Below are 21,336 nucleotides of genomic sequence, written 5' to 3' on the forward strand. Positions count from 1 at the left end.
TCATTATTATTCCTTCCCATCCGGCGATACCGCCGATACGTACGCTGGAACCCGGTTGATGGCCATTACGGCATAGTCTTGTTCCATCGTCTCGCAAATAAGGGACCATTCGCATCATGCGAATGGTCCCTTATTTTATGATATGCGATTAAAATGCCGGTACGATCGCACCTTGGTATTTGTCCTCAATAAACTTCTTCACTTCCGGCGAAGTTAATGCCTTCACAAGCTTCTTCATTGCTTCCGAATCTTTATTGTCCGGACGAGCGACCAATATGTTAACATAAGGCGAGTTTTTATCTTCGATAAAGATCGCATCCTTCGTCGGGGAAAGCTTCGCTTCCAAAGCATAGTTCGTATTGATTAGCGCCATGTCTACTTCCGACAGTGCACGCGGCAGCATCGCCGCTTCCAGCTCTTTGAATTTCAAATTTTTCTTGTTCTCGACGATGTCTTTCACCGTGCCTTTGACGCCAACGCCGTCTTTGAGCTTGATCAGATTGTTTTTTTCCATCAGCGCCAAAGCGCGGCCGCCGTTGGAAGGATCGTTCGGAATGGCGACGGTTGCCCCGTCTTTCAGCTCATCGGCCTTTTTGATTTTTTGCGAGTAAGCGCCGAACGGCTCAAGATGAACGCCGGCCACCTTCACAAGATTCATGCTTTTATCCTGATTGAACTGGTCCAAATACGGTGCGTGTTGAAAATAGTTGGCATCCAGCTGCTTCTCGAACAGCTGCACATTCGGTTGAACGTAATCGGTAAATTCCTTGATTTCTAGGTTAACGCCTTGCTCCTTCAGCGCTGGTTTGATCGACTTCAGGATTTCGGCATGCGGTACGCTGGAAGCGCCGACTTTCAAGGTCACTTCTTTCGCCGCGGCAGGCGCGCCACCGGCAGCATTCCCGGGAGCAGCAGCTTCTTTCTTGCCGCAAGCGGAAAGCGAAAAGGCTAGAACGATCGATAATGCGGTCATTGCGATTTTTTTCACGGTTGGTTCCTCCCTATCGTTGTAACATAATATTATTTATATATGAAAATCCTTACTTCCGCTGATATCTCCGGACGATCCGGTCGCCTAGCGATTGCAGGATTTGAACTAACACAAGCAAAATGAGTACGGTCACAATCGTAACGGTCATTTGGAAGCGTAAGTAGCCGTAGCGGATCGCTAAATCCCCGAGCCCTCCGCCGCCGATCGCTCCGGACATCGCCGTGTACGAAACCAGCGTGACCGCCGTAATCGTAATTCCCGCAATCAGTCCCGGACGCGCTTCAGGCAGCAGCACGCGCCATATGATTTGCCAATACGTCGCCCCCATCGATTGCGCAGCCTCAATGACGCCGCGGTCCACTTCGCGCAGCGACGTCTCCACCAGTCTGGCAAAGAAAGGCGCGGCCGCAATAACGAGCGGTGGAATCGTACCCGGAACGCCGATGGAGGTGCCGACCAGCAGCTTCGTGAACGGAATGACCAGGATCATTAAAATGATGAACGGTACGGACCGCAGCACGTTAACGATCACGGATAACACCGAATACACTACCGGCTGCTGCAGCAGCTGTCCGCGGGCCGTCACAAACAAGATTACCCCGAGCGGCAGCCCGATCAGCACGGTAAATAACGTGGACACCCCCAGCATCGTCAGCGTATCATAGCTGGCTTGTCCGATCTCCGCCCAATCCAGCTCCTTAAGCGCGGTCAGATCCATGTCGAATCACCTCCACATCGAGGCCGCGGCTACGCAGCCTTTCGATTGCTTGTTCCGTGTCCCTTTGCGCGCCGTGCAGCTCCAATACAAGCTGTCCGTACGGTGTATTTTTCAGCCGGGAGACAGTTCCTTGCAATATGACGAAAGGAACGTTCGTGTCCCGCATCGTCTCGTACAGCGCCGGTTCATACGTCTGCTCCCCGATAAATGTAATACGTATGAGTGTCTGCGGCTCGCCGGCTTCTTCCATAAGCGGCAGCCCTTTGTCCACCGCGCCCGACACCTGTTCAACGAATTCCCGGGTGGTCGGGTGCTGCGGCTTCAGGAAAACTTGCGATACCGGCCCCGTCTCCACAATCTTTCCGCCGTCGATGACGGCAACGCGGTCGCAAATCGAACGGATCACCTGCATCTCATGCGTAATCAGGACGATCGTAATGTTGAGCTCCCGGTTAATCCGCAAAAGCAAAGCAAGGATCGCGTTTGTCGTTTGCGGGTCCAAGGCGGAAGTCGCCTCGTCGCAGAGAAGAACCTTTGGATTCGTAGCGAGCGCTCTGGCAATGCCGACCCGTTGCTTTTGCCCACCAGACAGCTGGGCGGGATATTTGTTCTCATGGCCGTCAAGTCCGACAAGCCCGATCAGTTCCGCGACTCTTCGCTCCACCGTCTCTTTCGAACGTTTCGCCAGGCGAAGCGGAAAAGCGATATTATCAGCCACCGTCGCCGAGCTGAGCAAATTGAAATGCTGAAAAATCATGCCGATCGTACGCCGTTCCTCTTGCAGTTTGCGGCTCGCAAGCTCCGTCATATTGACGCCATCGATGAATACCCGCCCCGAGCTTGGGCGTTCGAGCAAATTGATGGTCCGGATCAGCGTGCTTTTCCCAGCACCCGAGTGGCCGATAATGCCGAACACTTCCCCTTTGTTCACGCTCAGGTTAATATCGTTCAGCGCCGTCACCTTGTGATTGCCGGACTGGTAGTCCTTAACGATATGCTGCAATTCGATCATTGTGCGACACCTCCTCCCGATAAGAAAAGCTTCTAATCGAAGCCTTTCGATGAAGATACATTCGTGTTTTAACGGAAGCTTTTCTTGAAAGATCAGAATTGTTCAGCTTCGCTGAAAACTTATAAATTCTGATCTTAAAAAACAATACCCCTGGACACAGAGGTCCAGGGGTTATATGCTAACTCTTGTCCCTCTCATCTCCCAGAACCAGGACGGTTCTGGAGGAATTGGCACCAGACTTCCACGGTGAGAAACGCTGCGGTTCCTACCGGTTGGAACGGTTGCCGGGCTTCATAGGGCCTTGTCCCTCCGCCTCTCTTAATAAGAAGTTTCCGTTATTCGATTATTCCATTGCTAACCACTGGTTAATTCGACACTCGGTTAGTGTATAAAATAATTTTCATTCCGTCAATACTTTTTAGGCGCAAACTCGCCGGTCAAAGCCTATGAAAATGATGGCATCGATCAATTTTCATCAAACCGGCAGTCCTTGAGCGGAATCATCTTCGTGCTGTGCTTGAGCTTGTACCACACCCACATCGCGAAAAACAACGGCAGCCCGATATAAGAGGACAGCAGCGCATACCAATCGACCGCCTCTCCGGACAATGCCGAAAAGCCTTGTCCGATCATTACAATGAGACAAAGGATTAAGGCAAAGATCGGCCCAAACGGAAACCAGCGGGCTCGAAACGGCAGCTCTTCGATCCTCCGCCCTTGCAGCACATACGCTTTGCGAAAGCGGTAGTGGCTGATCGCGATGCCGAGCCAGGCAAGAAAGCCGCACATCCCCGACAAATTCAGCAGCCATATATACACGACCCCGTCGCCGAAGAGCGAGGTAAAAAAGGCCAGCATGCCGATAGCCGCCGTAGCCACCAGCGAGGCAACCGGCACGCCGCGGCGGTTCAAGCCGGAGAGCCAGCGAGGCGCCTTGCCTTCCTTGGCGAGTACCCAAAGAATTCGCGTTGAAGCGTACATGCCGGAGCTGCCTGCCGACAAAACGGAGGTCAGGATAATCGCGTTCATAACCGAAGCGGCAAAGGCAAAGCCCGCATTTTCGAATACGATCGTAAACGGACTTACCGCTATGTTATCCACATCGGCATTGATCAGCACCGGATCGGTATACGAAATCAACAGACCGATAACGAGTATGGCCAATATATAAAACAGCAAAATACGCCAAAACACCTGACGAACCGCTTTCGGCACGTTGACTCGCGGGTTTTCGCTTTCTCCGGCCGTAATCCCGATCAGCTCGGTTCCCTGGAACGAGAAGCCCGCGGCCATAAAGACGCCCAGCATCGCCATGAATCCGCCGTGAAACGGCGCATCCCCTTCCGTGAAATGCTTGAATCCGACGGCTTGACCGCCGATAATGCCGACGATCATCATGAGGCCTACGACAATGAAAATGATGACGGTTGCCACTTTAATAAAGGCGAACCAATATTCCGATTCCCCGTATCCCCGTACCGATAAATAATTGATCAGGATCATAAGCGCCAAATAAAGAACGCACCAGAGCAGCGAAGGGCTGTCCGGAAACCAAAATTTCATGATCAGCCCTGCGGCCGACAGTTCGGCGGCGATCGTCACGGCCCAGTTGAACCAATAATTCCAGCCAAGCGCGAAACCGAGCGCAGGATCGACGAAACGCCCTGCATACGTGCTGAAAGAGCCGGCTACCGGCATATAAGCAGCCATCTCGCCAAGGCTTGTCATCAGAAAATAAACCATGATACCGATTGCGGCGTATGCTACGAGCGCTCCGCCGGGTCCGGCGGAATGAATCGCGCCTCCGCTCGCAAGGAACAAACCGGTGCCGATCGATCCTCCCAAGGAAATCATCATCATGTGTCGCGCTTTCAGCCCACGCTTTAGTTGCTGAGGCGACGCTGTTTCCATCTTGTTGTTCATCCAGATAATTCCTTTCTCTGCTAGAGAAAATAAAGAGGCCAACGAAAACGGCGGTTTCGGTGACCTATACTTACAAACCTATAATAGTTTACGGAAAAACAGAGTTCTAAGCAATGGATATAATTGTATGGCTAGGTCCCTCACGCATGTCTTCGGCGACTTTTTGCCGCTCCTACACGATTCAAATTTCGCCATCGCAATCTTGATAACTTTCGCATCGCTGGTTTGCTTCGTGCTTGCCCCCTCGATCATCCGCTTCACCGACCGAATCCGCTCCTCCGTCAATTGCCAATCCGTTTTACCTTGTCATTTTCTTTCATAACAACCGAATTTATTCATCGGCAATCCGTTCAATTCGAGCGATGCTTGTATTTCATCAGACAGCACTCCGCGAACTTTCCGCTGGCGAACGACGATGACGTAACTTTACGACGACGAATTCAAAGGGCAGCGCAAGCTGCTCGCGAAGCAAAGCTTCGATTGGTTCGCCGTTTCCGAGTAATGGACGTCGACAAAAAATGCAACTTTATTGTGAACAACCTAAATTTTCCGCCCCTCTCTGCCGATATATAGTTAGATGAAGACTAACCCAGAAGTTCAGAGAGAAGGAGATGGAAACATGCGGTTTCAAAAAAGCAAAAGGCTGATCGCATTCTTCATGGTTTTTGCCATTTGCCTTTGCAGCTTTAGCGGGACGGCCGCTTTCGCGCAAACCGAAATATCCAATTTGGTGTTGAACAAAAACGAAGTTTCGCTGGAAGTCGGCGAGACGTTTCTGTTAACGGCGACGGCTATCTATACAAGCGGATCGACGGAGAACGTAACGGTGAAAACGGATTGGAATTCAGGCGCTTCCGATATCGCTTCGGTGTACGCCGGCAGCATTTCCGCGAAAAAGGAAGGCACCGCCGTCATTACGGCGACTTATATGGATAAGACGGTTGTTGTGAATGTGAAAGTATCCAAGCGCGTACGTTCTCTCATTAAAGATGTGCAGACGATTGATTTGAGAAAAGGCGCAACGAAGCAGATCGGGCTTACCGCCTATTACGACGATGGCACGAACGAAATCGTGACGAACAAAGCCGAATGGAATATCGACAACGGATCGGTCGCCACCGTCGTGAACGGCCTGGTTACCGGCCAAAGCTCAGGTACCGCCACGGTCACGGCCAAGTTCAACAATCAGACGGTATCCGTTCCGGTCAACATCGAGATCGCCAAACGGGTGGATCCGAATGTTTCCGAAGTCTCCTTGCTGCTCAAGGATGATATTACGATTACGTTGACGGCTACATACCCGGACGGCAGTACGAAAGACGTGACCGATCAAGCCGACTGGGATTCGGAAGATCCGGATGTTGCCGACGTCATAAAAGGTAAAATTACGGGTTACGGCCCGGGGCAGACGAGAGTCGTCGCCACCTACGGCACCAAATCGACGACGATCAAGGTCGATGTGGACAACGCCGTTAAGCTCGGACTCAACAAGCAGACGGTTATGATGAAGAAAAACACGACCGAGCCGCTTACGTTAACCGCTACGTACCCGGACGGAAGCACGGACGATATTACATCGCGCGCCGAGTGGACCTCGAGCAATGAAGATGTGCTGAGCGTCGTCAAAGGAAAACTGTTCGCCAATGCGGCGGGCGAAGCGACCGTCACGGCCAAATACGGCGGCAAAAGCGTGACGGTCGTGGTCGACGTGGACGTTCCAAGAAGGCTGCTCTTGAGCGAGGACAGCTTGTATGTCCAGTCGGGACAAGATCATCAGCTTAAGCTGACGGCCGTGTATGCCGACAATTCGACCAGCGAAGTGACAAACGATGCGAAGTGGACTTCCGATAACGAAGACGTTGCCACGGTGTCCAAAGGGAACGTGACTCCCCGCAAAGCAGGGGAAGCGACGATCAAAGCCGAATACGGCGACAAGAGCGTTACCATCAAAGTATCCGTCGATATTCCGAACCTTCTCGTTCCCAACAAGAAAACGGTTAGTTTTCAAATGGGCAGTTACGAGCAAATGGTCTTAAAGGCTCTGTACACGGACGGACGCGAAGTCGATGTGACGAACAAAGCGGACTGGACGAGCAGCGCGACGAACGTAGCCGAAGTGCGGAACGGGTTGATTACCGGCGTCGGTACGGGCGTAGCGACCGTGACGGCGAAATACGGCACCCGCACGGCGGTCGTGCAAGTTTCCGTCGGCGTTCTGAAAAGCTTGACGACAACGAGCGACACCCAGTTTTCCATGGCCAAAGGCAGCACGAAAACCATCGACTTGACGGCCACTTATACCGACGGTACGGCAAACCAAGTCGCAAGTGAAGCTATGTGGACAAGCTCCAACGCAAGCGTCGTTACGGTCGATGCCGGCGTGCTGAAGGCCATCGCTTCCGGAGAAGCGGACATTACCGCCTCCTTTGAAAACAAAACGGTGACGCTTAACGTTTCGGTCGATATGGCTGACACTTTGACCGCTGCGCCTGCATTTCTTTCATTTGACCTCGGAGAAAGCAGGTCGATCGCCTTGACCGCCAAAAACAAAAGCGGCGAAGCGAAGAACGTGACCGCGGATGCGGAATGGTCAACAAGCAACGCCCAAATCGCGCAAGTATCCGCCGGCGTCGTTACCCCCGTATCCCGCGGCAAAGCGACCGTCACAGCCAAATACGGCGGGAAATCGGTATCCATCTCTATTGAAATCGGCGTTGCGCAAGCACTGGACACCGACAAGAAATTTTTATCCGTTAAACGGGGTCAAAACGCGGCAATCGTACTGACGGCGACCCAGTCGGACGGAAGCAAGAAGGACGTATCGGCCGATGCGCAGTGGAAATCGAGCAACTACAAAGTAGCAGAAATTTCAGGGGGTGTCGTCACCGCCATCGGGTCCGGCAAGGCAACCATCACCGGTACGTTCGGTGGCAAAAGCGTGACGATCCCGGTCGAAGTCGATACGTTGAAATATTTGAAAACCAATATCATACTGATCAACATCAAACAAGGCGCTTCGGTTGAAGCGAAAGCGACGGCGACATACAGCGACCTTAGTGAAGAAGACGTTACGATTCCGGCGATGTGGTCCTCCTCCAGCATTCGGGTGGCCGACGTCAAGGACGGCGTCATCAAAGCGATTAGCAAAGGGAAAGCGACGATAACCGTCAACTACGGAGATAAACGAACTTATATATACGTAACCGTAGATTAATGGTGAGGCACCCGTTTCTGTACGGGCATAATCGCCTTACCGCGCATGAGAGAGTCCATAACGTTTATGGGCTCTCTTCTCTTTTTCTCGTGCGATGAATCATCACATTCGAACCGCGGTCCTATATTTGCTCAGCAGCATGACAAGCCATAATGCGACCGGGATGACAATTTGAAATAACGTAAATAATTTCAGGCTCACATTAAACCCAAGCGAAATATGATACGTGTAATTCGGTTCAAGAAATGAAGCTGCGAAAATGACGATGCCGACAGGCAGCACAAATCGGTTGCGAGCCTTTGCGGTCCATTGGGACAGTCCGATGACGGCGCATAAATAGAACACGATCATTTTCATAAACAGCCCGATATAGATGAGCAACGTCACGAACACGTCCAACCGCTCAAACACGTTTGCAACCGAGATGAGCTGAACGGACTGCAAAAAAGGAAGTGTGCTGATCCCAGCCAGGGTCGGACCGAGAACGGCAATATTGAGCGCATTCATAAAGATCAAAAACAGTGCAACCGATAAATAGGCGCATGCAGTAGCCTTGACCGATATGCCGTTTTCGCCGCTCAAGTGCCAGAACATCAGAAAGATAACGGTTTGGCCGAACGGAAACGAGACGATATCCGGAAAAGCGGCTTTGAGCACGGGACCGGCCCCGTTCTCCATCACAGGCAAAAGCTGCCGGAAATGAACAATATTCGTTACGAACAAAAGAAGGATCAAAATTCCGTAACTGATCATGAGGACCGGCAAAAGAAACTCGGAAAGTCGGAAAACGACTTCCACTCCTTTAAATACGCCGTAAGCGGCAATGAGGACGACGACCAGCATCGTTACCGACATCGGCGTCTCCGTCAGCAGCGTTTGCGACATCAATTCCCCGAAGTCTCTCACATTGCGCATGGATTCATAGCCGAAATACAATATATATGCCGCCCCTAGGACCGACCCGAGCAGGCGGCCGAAATACGTTCTCAACATGCCGATCAGATTACGGTCCGGCTCTTTTCGCTGGATCGCTATGTACAAATATACGAGCAGCAGCCCGAACGCCGCGGCAAACAGCATGGCGAGCCATGCATCCTGCTTGGCTTTGCTTCCAAGGAAGAACAGCGGCGTACTGCCGATTTCAAAGAGCACCATCATGAAGGCGGTTTGGTTGTCCGAGATTCGCTCTCTTTGTTCAGTCATTCGCCCGGAGGACCTCCCATCCATCGTTCCATCCATTTGCCGATAGGCAGAAACAAAGCATTGACGGGAGAAACGATCGACAACCGGGGCCAATCGTAAAGCTTCCCTAAGCTTATATAAGCGCACCATCCCGCAATGCAGACGTACCATACGATTTCCCGCCAATGCCGCTTTCCGGCCATGGATCGGATACCCCAGTAAAGAATAACAGCATAGAACGCGATCCATAAAGCCGCTTTCGGCGTCATCCTCCATCATCCTTTTTTAACGTTTTAAACGATTTGTTGCTCAAACCTACCCGGTCCATTGAGACGGTAACGCGGGGCTTCATTTCAATATGGGGAAATACGGCTTCCCAGTCGTCTTTTATTTTTTTCCATTCCTTCGGGTATTTTCGATGTACGGCATCCGCAAACCCGAATACGTCGACGTTCAAACGCCTGGCTGCCCGCCAAGACTTTTCCAAGATCTGCGCAATCTCGCCTTGCAGTTGCCGCTCCAGCCGATCGATCGTTTCCGGTTCGGAAAGATCCAAAACGCAGTCGCTCTCCAATAAGTACCCCCCGGCTTTAATGTCTACATTCATGACGAAATGTTCGCGTTCCTTGACGGGGGATAGCTTCGTCGAGGAGGTTAGCAACCTGAAGGAAGAATTGTACGTTTTTCCATCCGATGAATTGCACGAGAACGGCAAGATGCTGGACTTCACTTTATCCGTTATAAACGACACGCCCAACCCTTCCTCCTTCGTCAACCAGCCTGCCAACCGGTCTCCCCGCAGTACGGCGAGCTTCCCCAGTCTGAGCTTCGACGTTTGACTCGTTTTTTTCAGCGCATCCAGCGATGCGCCCTCCGGCTCTCCGGAGATGAGTATTTCCGGGATCATAGCGCTCCTCGCATCGCCCGTCATCGCCATGGCTAGCTCGTACATCATGACGCTCGGCAGCCTGGAAGAATTTCGCGATTCGTTGTAAATAATTTCGCGAATTCCTTGGCCCGGAATTTTCTCGATGCTCATCAGCTGCTCGAGGATTGCCCTTGCGCTTCCTTTCGTGATGAGCACGTTTACCGTTTCTCTGGCGTCAGGGTTGCGAAAATATAGATCGAGAATTTGGCTCATCCCCCCGCGCGCCACCCTATCGCTGACAATCAGGATGTTCGTATGGGCGAAAAAGAGCCAGCGCGGACTTTCACTGGAGCTTTTGTTGACGGCTTCCCGGATCGTGCGTCCCCGCGTTGTAAAGACGGTGACGGGCGATTGGTTGCTTCCCCCACCGGTCATCCCCATACCGGACGAAATCGTGGACGGTATAATCGTCTGGTACGATATCACCCAATCGTCTCCTTCCAGGTCGAAAGCCGTTGCGGCGACAATCGAAATCTCGTTCAGCTCGATCCGGTTCCAGCAGCCGGACATAACCGCGCATGTAAGGAGAAGCCAAACGAATGCAGCCGTTTTTCTCATATTATTTCGTCGCTCCTAACGCTAACGGGCTTTCTCCAACAAAGACACAACCAAATGACGAGAGGAAGCAGTACATTAAACGCGAACAAATACGGACTTAACGGATAAGCGGTAAAATGGGCCAAATCCGACGTTCTCGGCCACGTGTATATTGAACTCATCACGGTAAGAAGGCCGAGCGCTAACAGAAAGGGCTTCTCACTTCGAATACGGCACGTTTGGACGAAGCAGTGAAACGCCCCGAACATGAAGATGGCCATTTTCAAATACATCAAGCAAATCCAGATCGATATGAACAAGATGTCGATACGTTCCAGAAATCGGGTGATCTGGATAATCCCCATCAAGGTAAAGGTCGGATAAGACATATGCATCACCAGCCGCGGACCGAATACCGTGATCACGGTGGCTACGATCATGCAAAGCTCAGTCACGGCGAGGGCTATCCCCCACACCCCCGCCTTGCCCGCTTCGCCCGGGCGATTCATGAACGGTGCAAGCAGCAATAAAAAGGCTACTTCCGAAAACCAGCTCGCCGGAACGATGCTGCCTTGTATGATTCGGGCTGCGGGATGATCCCAGACCGGGAGTAAATACCGGGGGTGGATATCTCTGACCAACAGGGTGACGGTGCCGGCCAGGATGAGCAAAGAAAGCAGCACGACAATCAGATTGATTCGCGCGATGACTTCAATCCCCTCGCCTACGGCGTACAAGACCACGGCTACCGTCATAATAATGAGGATGTAGACAGGGGTTCTTGTCAGCACATTTTCCGCCAAAAAGTTAACGAACTCGCGAACGATTACAATTAGGGTAACAAAATAATAGTACGTCAGCAGGATGCCGATAACCGTACCGAGCTTGGCGCCTAATCGCCTTTTTAACCACACCGGAAAAGTTTCATAGCGGTTTTGCCGGCAAATGGCCCCGATGAACGCGGCAAAACCGATTCCAGCGATCGCGGCGATCATGATGGAGATCCACGCATCTTGGCCGGAAAAACGCACGACGATGTTCGGGACCGTCAAAACGGCTGTAGGCGTGATCGTACTAATGATTAGCAATATGCCCTGAAACGCCGATATTTTTTGTTCCATGCGTACTTCCCCGCTCCCTATGAGTCCGTTTCGTTGTTTTGCGGCGGCGATGGCGGCGACGGTTTCTGATGCTTTCCTTCCCTTACCACATTTGGAGAGAACAAACGGGGCCGGGTATTCATCCTCCACCAAGGGACGCGTACAAAAATATCCTTCAGATTGCCCGGCACAAGCGGTGCCACCGGCTGCAAGTATGAAATCCCGAAGGAACGTAAGCCTGCCATATGAATGAGCATCACCATCAAACCGGACACGACGCCGAACAATCCCAGCGTTGCCCCGAGAATCATGAGCGAGAAGCGGATCAGACGGGCCGCCGTAGCCATATTGAGCGCCGGAATAACAAAATTCGCAATCGCGGTGAACGAGACAACGATGACCATGGCCCCCGAGACCAAACCCGCCTGCACGGCGGCTTGCCCCAGAACGAGAGCGCCTACGATCGATATCGCCGGCCCGATCACTCTCGGCATTCGAACGCCGGCCTCGCGCAGCACCTCGAACGTAAGCTCCATCAGCATGGCTTCGACGAGAGCAGGAAAAGGCACGCCCTCCCGTTGGGCAGCGAGGCCGATCAGTAATGTGCTCGGAAGCATTTCTTGATGAAAAGTCGTGATGGCAATATACAACGACGGAAGCAGCATGGATACGATAAAGGACCCGAAACGGATCAGCCTCAAGAACGAGGCGATGTCAAAGCGCTGATAATAATCCTCGCTCGACTGGAAAAATTTAAAAAAGGTGACGGGAGCAATCAGGACAAACGGCGTTCCGTCGACTATAATGACGACCTGGCCTTCCAAAATGCCTGCGGCAGCGGCATCCGGACGTTCGGTGTTCATGACGGTAGGAAATGGCGTGTACGTTGCGTCCTGAATGAATTCTTCGATATATCCGCTCTCGAGAATGCTATCCGTATCAATAGAGTCCAGACGTTTATGGATCTCTTCAACCACTTTATCGTTGGCGGTTCCTTTCAAATAGACGACGGCAACATTGGTCCGGCTTTTCCTTCCGATAATCTTGGCGTCTATCCGCAGATCAGGCGATTTGATTTTGCGCCGGATCAGCGCTGTGTTCGTCCTTAAGCTTTCGATGAAGCCTTCCTTCGGTCCGCGAATGACCGTTTGGGAGCTCGGCTCTTCTACGCTCCTCTTCTCCCCGCCTGCCGTTGCGGCAGTAAGCGCGGTGCTGCAGCCATCCAATAAAATAACCGTTTCCCCGTTAAACATAGCGCTCATTACATCGTTCAACGAACGCGCTTCCTCCAGCGCCCCCGCCGCTAACGCGTAATTTTTGAGGAAGCGGTAAAAGCCGACAGGACTCCGGGGCTCCGGAAATTCCAATTCGGCTAATTTGGATATTTCTGCAATCATATGGTTTATGGAAAGGGTTTCTACCAGACCGTCAATATACATCATGGCAATCTGCATACCGCCTGCTTGCTTAAGAACCATCTTCCGGATAATAACATCCGGACTTGCTCCCAACCGCGAATGGACCGTTTGAAGGTTGGCCTCCAAGCTCGCAGAAAGCGGCCCAGCTTCGACCGTTCCGCCGCCATCATGCTGCATAGCGTCATTTTTTCGCTTAAATGGAGCACGGTTTTGCAGCCACCTTCTGAAAATTCCCATACGCTCCCCTTATTTGCGATAAGATGTACCCTTACTGTTTCCAAAAAACGTCATTTCATGCATCATTTCACAAGTAATCGTGGGAGTGAGCAAAACAGGATCTGGACGGAGCCGGCAGACTATATAAGTCGAAGCTATCCGGGATCGCGGGCATATACGATGAAGCTTGTTACATTTCAGCTACGAATGCCGGATCGGCTGCAAAAAAAAGCTTGACCCTCCATATCGGGTCAAGCTTTTGGAATATGCATTATTACGCATCGGCGGCACAGCGGAAACCGATATTGCCCGTTGAGCTGTCCGGCGTATTTTTACTTCGCGCAGCCACTCTGTAACGATTACAGTACGATTTATGGCATAAGTACGAGCCGCCGCGAAGTACGCGCGAATCCCCCGAAGGAGGCCCTGCCGGGTTTTCTTTCGTCGCGTGTACATGATAAGAAGGATGGAACCAGTCCGAACACCACTCCCATACGTTGCCTGCCGTCTGGTACAATCCGTACCCGTTCGGGCCATAGGTGCGCACGGGTGCCGTTCCGGCGTAGCCGTCGCTCTGATTGTTTTTGTCCGGAAACTTGCCCTGCCATATATTGCAGTGATGTTCTCCGCCCTGCTTCAGCTCGTCCCCCCACGGATAGCGCTTTTGTACAAGGCCGCCCCGCGCGGCGAACTCCCACTCCGCTTCCGTAGGCAGTCGTTTGCCCGCCCATGCGCAGTAAGCAGCCGCATCGTTCCAGGAGACATGGATGACCGGATGATCCAAGCGATCTTCTATCCCGGAATCCGGTCCTTCGGGATGCCGCCAGTCCGCGCCGTTCACAACGTACCACCATGGCGTCTGCATGGCAGCATTCGAAGTTGTGCTCTTGGTTTCCTCCGACACGAACAAATGAAATACGAACGACCAGCCGAATCGCTCCGCTTCCGTTACAAATCCCGTAGCTTGAACAAACTGCGCGAACTCTTCGTTCGTTACCGTACACGGATCGATGTAAAAGGGCCGCAGCGTTACGGTACGAACCGGCCCTTCTCCATCGGCGGGAAACCCTTCCCGGTCATTCGTACCCATCAGAAACGAGCCTCCCGGCAAAAGGATCATATCTTCTTTCGAAGGCTTTTTGACCTGCTCCCGTTCGAAGGCGCTTGTACCGGTAAACCCTGCAATCGATGCCGTAACGCTGCCTCTGCTTGTAGAGCAGCAGGACGGTTTGTCATTGTTGGAATGTGACATAGGATGCGCCTCGCTTTGCTCGATGATTTATTAAAAAAGAGCGATGCCGAGTAGGCCGGACAATAATATCGCGGCGATCGGCGGAACGTTATATTTCAGCACCGCCACGAGGACGCCGCCTGTAATGAGAACGCTAATCAAAGTATGCCATGTAATGATGCCCTCGTCCATACCTAACTGTCCGAAACGGATCGCGGCGAATAAGATCAGACCGGTTACGATCGGCCGCAAGCCATAAAACGAAGCACGAATCCATTTGTTGCGATGAATCTTATAAAAAAAAGCCGCGATGGCTATCATAACAAGTAGCGAAGGAAGCACCATGCCGATCGTGGCAATGACGGCTCCGGCTAGACCTGCAATCTTGAACCCGACCAACGTCGCCATATTCGTCGCCAGCGGCCCAGGCGCCATTCCCGCGAGTGATACCGTATCGGCAAAAACATCTGTCGCTAACCACGCATGAGCTTCGACTTCGTGCTCGATGACCGGCACCATGGCATAGCCGCCGCCGAATGACATGAACCCGATTTTGAAAAAGGAAAGAAACAAATCCCACAGCATCATTGCACCCCCATTCTCTCTTAAATTCCGTCGGCAATGAAATAATCGGGATATACATAACCGGATACCGTAGCAACCTCGCCGTCGTTCTTATCGAGCCTGACGGCCATGCCGAGTTTTTCTTTGACGTAAATGAAAACGATGCCTACCACGAGCCCGAACAAAATGACGGAAAGCGGATGAACCGGAACGCTTAGCAGCAGAACAAGCGTGCAGATCATCGTGGCAAACGTCGTTTTATCGAATACGGCCGTTTTGGCCATCCGGTAAGCCGCTATGAGAATCAGCGCCACAACGGCCGCATGGATGCCGTCCAGTGCCGCGGCAACCTTAGGATGATGCTGGAACATCGAGAAGACGAGGCTCAGTAGGAACGCAATCACGAAGGTTGGAAACGTGATCCCGAGGACGGCAACAGCTGCGCCTCCGACGCCCGCAAGGCGATAGCCGACAAACGCCGCCGCATTCACGCCAATCCCCCCCGGCGCCGAACCGGAAATGGACAATACGTCGCACATTTCATCGGCGGCGAGCCACTGTTTCTTATGAACCACTTCTCTTTCAATGATAGGAATCATCGCATAGCCGCCGCCGAAAGTGGCCGGTGATATTTTGAGAAACACCGTAAAGATGCTCCATAGTTGTTTCAGCTTGGTGAGCTTCATAAAGTATCCCGCCCTTTCCTCTTGTACTACTTCCAGTATAACGCACTTTATTTCGAAATGGAATAAACTATTCTACAATGAACCTATCAATTTCCTTTATGAATCGTCACATGTTTATTTATAGCCTAATAAATGGCAATATTTAATGTCCATATTCATATAGGAATTATAAGTTTTGTTCATAGTGACATTTAGTTCGCAAAAAAAGCCGCCTATCCCAGTTTTCACCTGAGACAAGCGGCTAAAGCTATTTCATCATAGACACTCAGCGATTATTAAGGCAAAAGTGCGTGCAGGATCGGGGTCAATCCGTCCGCCATCCTTCTAAAACCGAGGTCGTTAGGGTGCGACCCGTCCACCGTGCATTCCTCGAAATCTTCGCCGAGCAGAACGTCGCCGTCCTGAAACGCGATGTTCCGGTCCCCGCCCTCCTGCAGCTTTTCGACAAGCTCACGTCCGAAATCGCGGCATACGATTCGTCTTTCCCGCATAGCCGTGTTGATTTGTTCCTGCGCATACGGGTTTTTCGAAATGACCAAAATCGGCGTATCCGGATGAACGGAACGGTAGATGCGAATAAATTCGGGCAGCGTGGCGATATATTGTTCCGCCGTTACGTTGGCAGCGTAATCGAGAGCCAGCAGCGCCGGACGTTCGATTTGAGCGATCAAATGCGCCAGCTCGGGCTCGCCTTTGCCGTTGCCGGAAAAACCGAGATTGATGAACTCGCGATGAAAGCGGTGGCTTAATATATTTGTAAACGCCATGCCTGGGCGCGAAGCACAGCCGCCCTGCGTAATCGACGTCCCGTAAAAGATGATTCGGCGATCGTCAATAAACGGTTCCGGCGCCTCAACGGCCGCATCGGCATCGAGGCCGATCCAGACGCTTTTTACCCCTTGGTACAGCGGGAAATGGATCGTCACGGTCCGCATGATTCGTGGAACGCCCTTCAACTCGTACAGCGGGTACTCCACCGTCGTTTCCGTCAGCTTCATTCTCGTCGTGCCAACGAAAGCTTGCTCCCCAAACGAACCGATGTAACAGTCAAAGCCGCATTGTCCCGTGGACGGCATATGGTACATGTTTGCCGGGCCGGCCAGTTCCGCTTTCAATACGACGGATGCGGCATCGGTCCGGAACCGGATCTGTCCTCCCGCCGTACAGTTCGCAAGTGAATCGACGGCAGGCCTGAGGCTGTGGGATGGGGAAACGGGCAGTCTGCGGTACACACGGTCTTTCTCCAGCCACGGGAATCCGCACAATCGGAACGGTTCCTCCAGCGGCGACCTCCACGCCAGCGTGGTATCGCTTGCAGCAGTAAGCCGCATGTTTGCATCCAACTTCGTCGGATCTACGCCTCCATGAGAGCGGGTCATAGCAGTATGTCCTCCTTCATTTCGTCATCGGTCACGACCGAGTCTACACTACCATTGTAAAGCGATTACCCGATCTTGCCAATGTATCAGCACGAAACAAATGCCGTCCAAGACGGCGTTTGTCGGTGGCTTCCTACCTATTTCTTGTTACTGTGATGCAGACATATCCGACGACTCGGACGCAACCCGCTTCCGCCGAGTTAGCTGCGCCCGTTTGATCCAGCGAATCAGAACGATAACGCCACGCGTATACTCATCAATGATCATCCCGATATAAATGCCAATGAGTCCCCACTCCAGCCGAATGCCGAACAAGTACGAAAGGCCTGTCGCAATTAGCCACATGGAGAGCAAGCCGTTGATCATAATGAAGCGGGTATCGCCTACAGCCGTCAATGCTCCGTTGATCGCCATGTTCAACATTTTGCCCGGCTGAAGAATAATGTTCACTGCCAGCAGCGATACGCCGAGCGCTACGATTTCCGCATCGGCAGTGAACAGGTGCAGCACGTTGCCACCTGCCGCATACAGCAGCAGCGTGCCTGGAATGACGATCAGCAGTCCGAGCCCCAAAGCTCGAAAAGCGCTCCGGTAAGCCTCCTTGTTGTCCCCGGCGCCGAACAAATACGCAATCTGGATTTGCGCCGCCATCGCGACGGAATACCCGAGCAAAAAACAAAACGATTCCATCGTATTCATGTACGTCCGCGCGGCAAGCTCTTTCGCTCCCAGCATCGCGACAAACGAGAATATGACGAGCTGCGTCACGAACCAGGAAGCCGAGTTGACTCCCATCGGCCATCCGAGCCGCAATATATCTTTGAACAACGACCGGTCGAACAGCTGAAAATCGCGCCATTCTACCTTTCGCTCGAACGCGTACAAAAACAGCCGCAGCAGCACGATAGAAGCGGCAAGCCGGCTAACAAGCGTCGATACCGCCGCTCCGGTCAATCCGAGCTGCGGAAATCCGAACGCCCCGTATATGAACACATAGCCCAGCAGCACATGCACGACATTCATGCCAATGGCGATAAACATCGGTCCACGGGTATTCCCCGTATTGCGGATGACCGAACCGAGCGCAGCCATCGCTGCGGTAAAGATCGTTCCGCCGCCGACGATCGAAATATACGATTGCGCCAACGGCAGCAGCGGGTCGGGAATTTGCAGCAGCTTGGCCACGAACTCCGCGAACACGAACAACAGCACGCTCAACCCGGCGCTAATATACAGCGAGACCTTTACGGCAATGATCGCTGCGATCCGCGCCTCCTCCCGTTTGCCTGCACCAAGATTTTGCGCGATCAGCACGCCCGCTCCGGCAGCGACGGTCATAAACAATATCGTTGCCGCCTGGAACAATTGATTCGATATGCCGACGACCGCCACCGCATCGTCCGAAATATGGCTGACCATCAGCGTATCGGCCGTGCCGAGCAAAAACTGCAAAAACATTTCAATGAAGATCGGCCACGCGAGCGCCCAAAGCGTTAATTTTTTTTCCGACTGCATGGTGTGAATTCCTCCGCTCACCTTCACCGATTCATTGTATCAGTGTACCAACCGGAACCGGACAATGACAATGTCGTTTTTTACGGAGACATATGCATTTTTGCTCTCACCCGATCGACTGATAACGCAAACCGCGCGCCAACGATTGGCGCGCGGTTGGAACATGCAGCCTTTTCCAGGATCGCTGCGGATTTGGTTAAACCGCCCGCTTGTTACTTGATCCGGGGAGATGAGGCTTCATCTATTTTTTAAGCTGGCTTTCGATATGCTTGTTCAATTCTTCGTCTGCATCTCTCAGCGCGGTATTGATGTCCTTTTCCTTGCTCACGACCGATTGGAACGCCTTGCTCGTAATTTTGTCGACTTCGCCCTCGTTCAGGAACTGAATCGGGGTAATCACGGCCATTTTCGGTTTGGTCAGCGCGATCAAATTTTTCCCGTTAAATTCGGTGATTCCTTTTCCGAACTCGTCCTTTACCTTCTGCGAATTCAAAATCGTCATTCTGCCGTTCCTCACCATTTCCGTCTGTACTTCATCCGACAGGATCGTCTCCAGTACCTGGAAGGCCGCGTCCTTCGCCTTGCTTTGCGTCGTGATGGACAATACCGGGCTGTCGACGCGGTGCCCAACGCCCGGAGCTTTCTTATTGGAAGGATACGTGACGACCTCCCACTTCAAGTCGGGCGCTTTCTTCAACGCGCTGAGCGTATTGCTGTAACCTGCCAGCATCCCCAGCTCGCCTTTGATGAACGCCTGCTCGTTTTTGCCGTAATTGAGCGTCTTGAAGTCTCCCTCGGTCAAACCGCGAATGTCATACAGGCTGTTCCACAGCTGGAACAGTTCTTTCCACTGGTCCGTATTCAATAGCGATTTGTTCGTTTTGAAATCGGCATACGGCAAGCTCAGCTGACGGGCTCCGCGGTATAAGAAGTCGGCGTAGACGCCGCGGTATTGTGTCCCGTTATCAAGCCGGGTCAGTTTCGAGGCCAAGTCTCTCACATCTTCCCACGTCATGCCGTCCTTCGGATACGGTACACCCATTCGGTCGAACAAATCCTTGTTGTAAAACAAGCCGAACGGATTATGATAAGCGGCAAACCCGACCAGATACTTCTGGTTGCTGGCGATTTTGACCGTTTCCAACGCTTCCGGAACGATTCGGCCCGTATCGAATTTGTGCTTCTTGATCAAATCCTCAATGTTGAACGTCATGTTCAAATCGTTAATTTGCGACAGGTTGCCCGGATACAGACCGACGATGTCGGGAACAGTGCCCGCCGCCACCAGATCGGTCAAGCTGTTGCCTTTGTCGGATGTATTGATGCGTTCTACTGTAATATGCGGATACTTTTTCTTGACGGGCTCCGCCACATACTTGGCGAAGTCTTCTTCGGTGAACATATTGTTGCTTACGGCAAAGCGAATCGTCGCAGGCTCCGTCTTGACCGGCCCGTCCGCCGGATTCGACGCGACCGGTTTCGTCGTTCCGGGCTCGGCGCCGCCGCAGCCCGAGATGACCGACAGTGCTACGCATCCCGATATTGCGAGTTTCCAATGATTTCTTTTCATAAGACCACCCTCTACTATGTTTTGAAGCGCTTTCACAACGACCAATGTATTCATTAAAACATATTCAACCAACGTAACCTATGTAATATACCGACTACTTATAGTACAAAATCAGGTTGTTGATAAATAGGGGATTGCATTAAATGCAAACGTTTGCGAAAAATAAGATGAGGTGATTTTTTATGGACAATTTGGAGCTGTCGATCCCGCCGCTTCCTCAGTTCATTACAGCAAACCGTCTGCAGTACGAACGGGGGTTTACTCATTTTGAACGAAGCTTTCCACTGTACGATATCCTATATGTTACGCAAGGCTCGTTTCACATGACCGAGGATGGGAAAGAGTACAATCTCGAGGCGAATCACCTTCTGGTATTGGAGCCGTTCAAGCGGCATTGGGGGCACCGGGCATGCCCTCCCGGAACGAAGCTTTATTATTTGCATTTCAAGCATCCCGCTCCGGTTCGAACGGTCCCCGGCGAAGAGATACAGTGGAATTCGATGCTTCCTTCGCAAAACCATTGGGATCACGAGCCTGCCGAGCAATTCATGTATATCCCGAAAATGGCCGTACTCGATCCCGACGCGACCGTTCCGCTTCTCGAAGAAATCGTGAGGCGCAAGCGGAGATTTACGCTTGAAAACCAGCTGCCGCTGCAAGCATTGTCCGCCCAATTTTTCATGCTGCTGCAAAAAGCGGTCCGTTCCCAGTCCGGCACGCGGTCCCATGAGATCAGCCGGCTGGTCGTCGAAGACTTGAGAGCCCGCATGGAGGAACCGTTTCGGCTCGAAGCGCTGGCAAGCCGGCTCAATTACCATATCGACTACTTGTCCAAATGCTTGAAGAAGCATACCGGCCTCACCCCTGTGCAATATTTGAATCGGCTGCGCATGGAGCAAGCGAAGCAGCTGCTCGAGCGATCGAACCTAACGCTGCAGGAAATCAGCGAAAAGGTCGGCATTCACGATTACAACTATTTTTTCCGCCTGTTTCGCAAGCACACCGGCATATCGCCTTTTCGATACCGGCAGCAGCATAAGCAATAACCGTGTGGGTGCGCCTTCGCCGGTTCCCTTCTATGGGGCCTCCTCCCCTAACGGGAAACTTTTCCATTGTCCGATATTCGCCTAATCGTGCTAACGCTTCATATAT

17 protein-coding genes and 1 riboswitch are annotated in these 21,336 nt (G+C 52.3%); of the genes, 2 read left to right on the top strand and 15 right to left on the bottom strand.

From position 1 onward, the window contains the following. Window positions 1–148: 148 nt before the first annotated feature. The 4 genes from ACFQI7_RS06435 to ACFQI7_RS06450 all read right to left on the bottom strand — a co-directional run bounded on the left by ACFQI7_RS06435 (window position 149) and on the right by ACFQI7_RS06450 (window position 4,644). Window positions 149–988 (bottom strand): MetQ/NlpA family ABC transporter substrate-binding protein, encoded by an 840-nt coding sequence (locus ACFQI7_RS06435; protein WP_218098450.1) that lies wholly within the window; start codon window positions 986–988, stop codon window positions 149–151. 52 nt (window positions 989–1,040) lie between these two features. Beyond that, window positions 1,041–1,709: a methionine ABC transporter permease gene (locus ACFQI7_RS06440; protein ID WP_218098451.1), complete on the bottom strand. Its 669-nt coding sequence runs from the start codon at window positions 1,707–1,709 to the stop codon at window positions 1,041–1,043. Then, complete coding sequence (locus ACFQI7_RS06445) at window positions 1,690–2,721, bottom strand: methionine ABC transporter ATP-binding protein (RefSeq protein WP_218098452.1); 1,032 nt, start codon at window positions 2,719–2,721, stop codon at window positions 1,690–1,692. The genes ACFQI7_RS06440 and ACFQI7_RS06445 overlap by 20 nt, the downstream gene beginning before the upstream one ends. A 191-nt stretch (window positions 2,722–2,912) precedes the next feature. Beyond that, a riboswitch (SAM riboswitch) is annotated at window positions 2,913–3,049 on the bottom strand. Between the two features lie 137 nt (window positions 3,050–3,186). Further along, entirely contained in the window at window positions 3,187–4,644 is a 1,458-nt protein-coding gene (locus ACFQI7_RS06450; RefSeq protein WP_218098453.1) for an amino acid permease, read from the bottom strand. A 619-nt stretch (window positions 4,645–5,263) separates the two neighbouring features. Between ACFQI7_RS06450 and ACFQI7_RS06455 the strand changes: the two genes are divergently transcribed. After that, window positions 5,264–7,858: an Ig-like domain-containing protein gene (locus ACFQI7_RS06455; RefSeq protein WP_218098454.1), complete on the top strand. Its 2,595-nt coding sequence runs from the start codon at window positions 5,264–5,266 to the stop codon at window positions 7,856–7,858. A 102-nt stretch (window positions 7,859–7,960) separates the two neighbouring features. On the opposite strand, the gene ACFQI7_RS06460 is transcribed toward ACFQI7_RS06455, so the two are convergent. The 11 genes from ACFQI7_RS06460 to ACFQI7_RS06510 form a co-directional block, all read right to left on the bottom strand. After that, entirely contained in the window at window positions 7,961–9,061 is a 1,101-nt protein-coding gene (locus ACFQI7_RS06460; protein ID WP_218098455.1) for a GerAB/ArcD/ProY family transporter, read from the bottom strand. Then, entirely contained in the window at window positions 9,058–9,309 is a 252-nt protein-coding gene (locus ACFQI7_RS06465) for a hypothetical protein (RefSeq protein ID WP_218098456.1), read from the bottom strand. Before ACFQI7_RS06465 ends, ACFQI7_RS06460 begins: the two co-directional genes overlap by 4 nt. Next, window positions 9,306–10,526: a Ger(x)C family spore germination protein gene (locus ACFQI7_RS06470; protein ID WP_218098457.1), complete on the bottom strand. Its 1,221-nt coding sequence runs from the start codon at window positions 10,524–10,526 to the stop codon at window positions 9,306–9,308. The genes ACFQI7_RS06465 and ACFQI7_RS06470 overlap by 4 nt, the downstream gene beginning before the upstream one ends. Continuing rightward, a complete protein-coding gene (locus ACFQI7_RS06475) occupies window positions 10,523–11,626 on the bottom strand; it encodes a GerAB/ArcD/ProY family transporter (protein WP_218098458.1) in 1,104 nt (367 codons plus the stop codon). The genes ACFQI7_RS06470 and ACFQI7_RS06475 overlap by 4 nt, the downstream gene beginning before the upstream one ends. A gap of 17 nt (window positions 11,627–11,643) precedes the next feature. Then, the gene (locus tag ACFQI7_RS06480) at window positions 11,644–13,200 is read right to left on the bottom strand and encodes a spore germination protein (RefSeq protein WP_218098700.1); all 1,557 of its coding nucleotides are present in this window, start codon (window positions 13,198–13,200) and stop codon (window positions 11,644–11,646) included. Between the two features lie 313 nt (window positions 13,201–13,513). After that, window positions 13,514–14,491 (bottom strand): formylglycine-generating enzyme family protein, encoded by a 978-nt coding sequence (locus tag ACFQI7_RS06485; RefSeq protein WP_218098459.1) that lies wholly within the window; start codon window positions 14,489–14,491, stop codon window positions 13,514–13,516. A gap of 30 nt (window positions 14,492–14,521) precedes the next feature. After that, a complete protein-coding gene (locus tag ACFQI7_RS06490) occupies window positions 14,522–15,058 on the bottom strand; it encodes a chromate transporter (protein WP_329958217.1) in 537 nt (178 codons plus the stop codon). A gap of 17 nt (window positions 15,059–15,075) precedes the next feature. Then, complete coding sequence (locus ACFQI7_RS06495; protein WP_218098460.1) at window positions 15,076–15,720, bottom strand: chromate transporter; 645 nt, start codon at window positions 15,718–15,720, stop codon at window positions 15,076–15,078. 275 nt (window positions 15,721–15,995) lie between these two features. After that, the gene (locus tag ACFQI7_RS06500; protein ID WP_218098461.1) at window positions 15,996–17,099 is read right to left on the bottom strand and encodes an SGNH/GDSL hydrolase family protein; all 1,104 of its coding nucleotides are present in this window, start codon (window positions 17,097–17,099) and stop codon (window positions 15,996–15,998) included. Between the two features lie 147 nt (window positions 17,100–17,246). After that, the gene (locus tag ACFQI7_RS06505; RefSeq protein ID WP_218098462.1) at window positions 17,247–18,614 is read right to left on the bottom strand and encodes an MATE family efflux transporter; all 1,368 of its coding nucleotides are present in this window, start codon (window positions 18,612–18,614) and stop codon (window positions 17,247–17,249) included. Window positions 18,615–18,855: 241 nt separating this feature from the next. Beyond that, the gene (locus tag ACFQI7_RS06510; RefSeq protein ID WP_218098463.1) at window positions 18,856–20,184 is read right to left on the bottom strand and encodes an ABC transporter substrate-binding protein; all 1,329 of its coding nucleotides are present in this window, start codon (window positions 20,182–20,184) and stop codon (window positions 18,856–18,858) included. Between the two features lie 182 nt (window positions 20,185–20,366). On the opposite strand from ACFQI7_RS06510, the gene ACFQI7_RS06515 reads away from it, so the two are divergent. Further along, the gene (locus ACFQI7_RS06515) at window positions 20,367–21,230 is read left to right on the top strand and encodes a helix-turn-helix transcriptional regulator (RefSeq protein ID WP_218098464.1); all 864 of its coding nucleotides are present in this window, start codon (window positions 20,367–20,369) and stop codon (window positions 21,228–21,230) included. Window positions 21,231–21,336: the final 106 nt, after the last annotated feature.

Origin of the sequence: Paenibacillus allorhizosphaerae (assembly GCF_042659105.1) — a bacterium.
GTDB classification, from domain to species: Bacteria; Bacillota; Bacilli; order Paenibacillales; family NBRC-103111; genus Paenibacillus_G; species Paenibacillus_G allorhizosphaerae.

Coding starts and splice junctions, on each gene's coding strand:
- ACFQI7_RS06495 (WP_218098460.1), bottom strand. CDS start 15,720: ATGAAGCTCACCAAGCTGAAACAACTATGGAGCATCTTTACGGTGTTT.
- ACFQI7_RS06440 (WP_218098451.1), bottom strand. CDS start 1,709: ATGGATCTGACCGCGCTTAAGGAGCTGGATTGGGCGGAGATCGGACAA.
- ACFQI7_RS06490 (WP_329958217.1), bottom strand. CDS start 15,058: ATGATGCTGTGGGATTTGTTTCTTTCCTTTTTCAAAATCGGGTTCATG.
- ACFQI7_RS06480 (WP_218098700.1), bottom strand. CDS start 13,200: ATGCAGCATGATGGCGGCGGAACGGTCGAAGCTGGGCCGCTTTCTGCG.
- ACFQI7_RS06485 (WP_218098459.1), bottom strand. CDS start 14,491: ATGTCACATTCCAACAATGACAAACCGTCCTGCTGCTCTACAAGCAGA.
- ACFQI7_RS06505 (WP_218098462.1), bottom strand. CDS start 18,614: ATGCAGTCGGAAAAAAAATTAACGCTTTGGGCGCTCGCGTGGCCGATC.
- ACFQI7_RS06455 (WP_218098454.1), top strand. CDS start 5,264: ATGCGGTTTCAAAAAAGCAAAAGGCTGATCGCATTCTTCATGGTTTTT.
- ACFQI7_RS06510 (WP_218098463.1), bottom strand. CDS start 20,184: ATGAAAAGAAATCATTGGAAACTCGCAATATCGGGATGCGTAGCACTG.
- ACFQI7_RS06460 (WP_218098455.1), bottom strand. CDS start 9,061: ATGACTGAACAAAGAGAGCGAATCTCGGACAACCAAACCGCCTTCATG.
- ACFQI7_RS06500 (WP_218098461.1), bottom strand. CDS start 17,099: ATGACCCGCTCTCATGGAGGCGTAGATCCGACGAAGTTGGATGCAAAC.
- ACFQI7_RS06470 (WP_218098457.1), bottom strand. CDS start 10,526: ATGAGAAAAACGGCTGCATTCGTTTGGCTTCTCCTTACATGCGCGGTT.
- ACFQI7_RS06515 (WP_218098464.1), top strand. CDS start 20,367: ATGGACAATTTGGAGCTGTCGATCCCGCCGCTTCCTCAGTTCATTACA.
- ACFQI7_RS06475 (WP_218098458.1), bottom strand. CDS start 11,626: ATGGAACAAAAAATATCGGCGTTTCAGGGCATATTGCTAATCATTAGT.
- ACFQI7_RS06445 (WP_218098452.1), bottom strand. CDS start 2,721: ATGATCGAATTGCAGCATATCGTTAAGGACTACCAGTCCGGCAATCAC.
- ACFQI7_RS06465 (WP_218098456.1), bottom strand. CDS start 9,309: ATGACGCCGAAAGCGGCTTTATGGATCGCGTTCTATGCTGTTATTCTT.
- ACFQI7_RS06450 (WP_218098453.1), bottom strand. CDS start 4,644: ATGAACAACAAGATGGAAACAGCGTCGCCTCAGCAACTAAAGCGTGGG.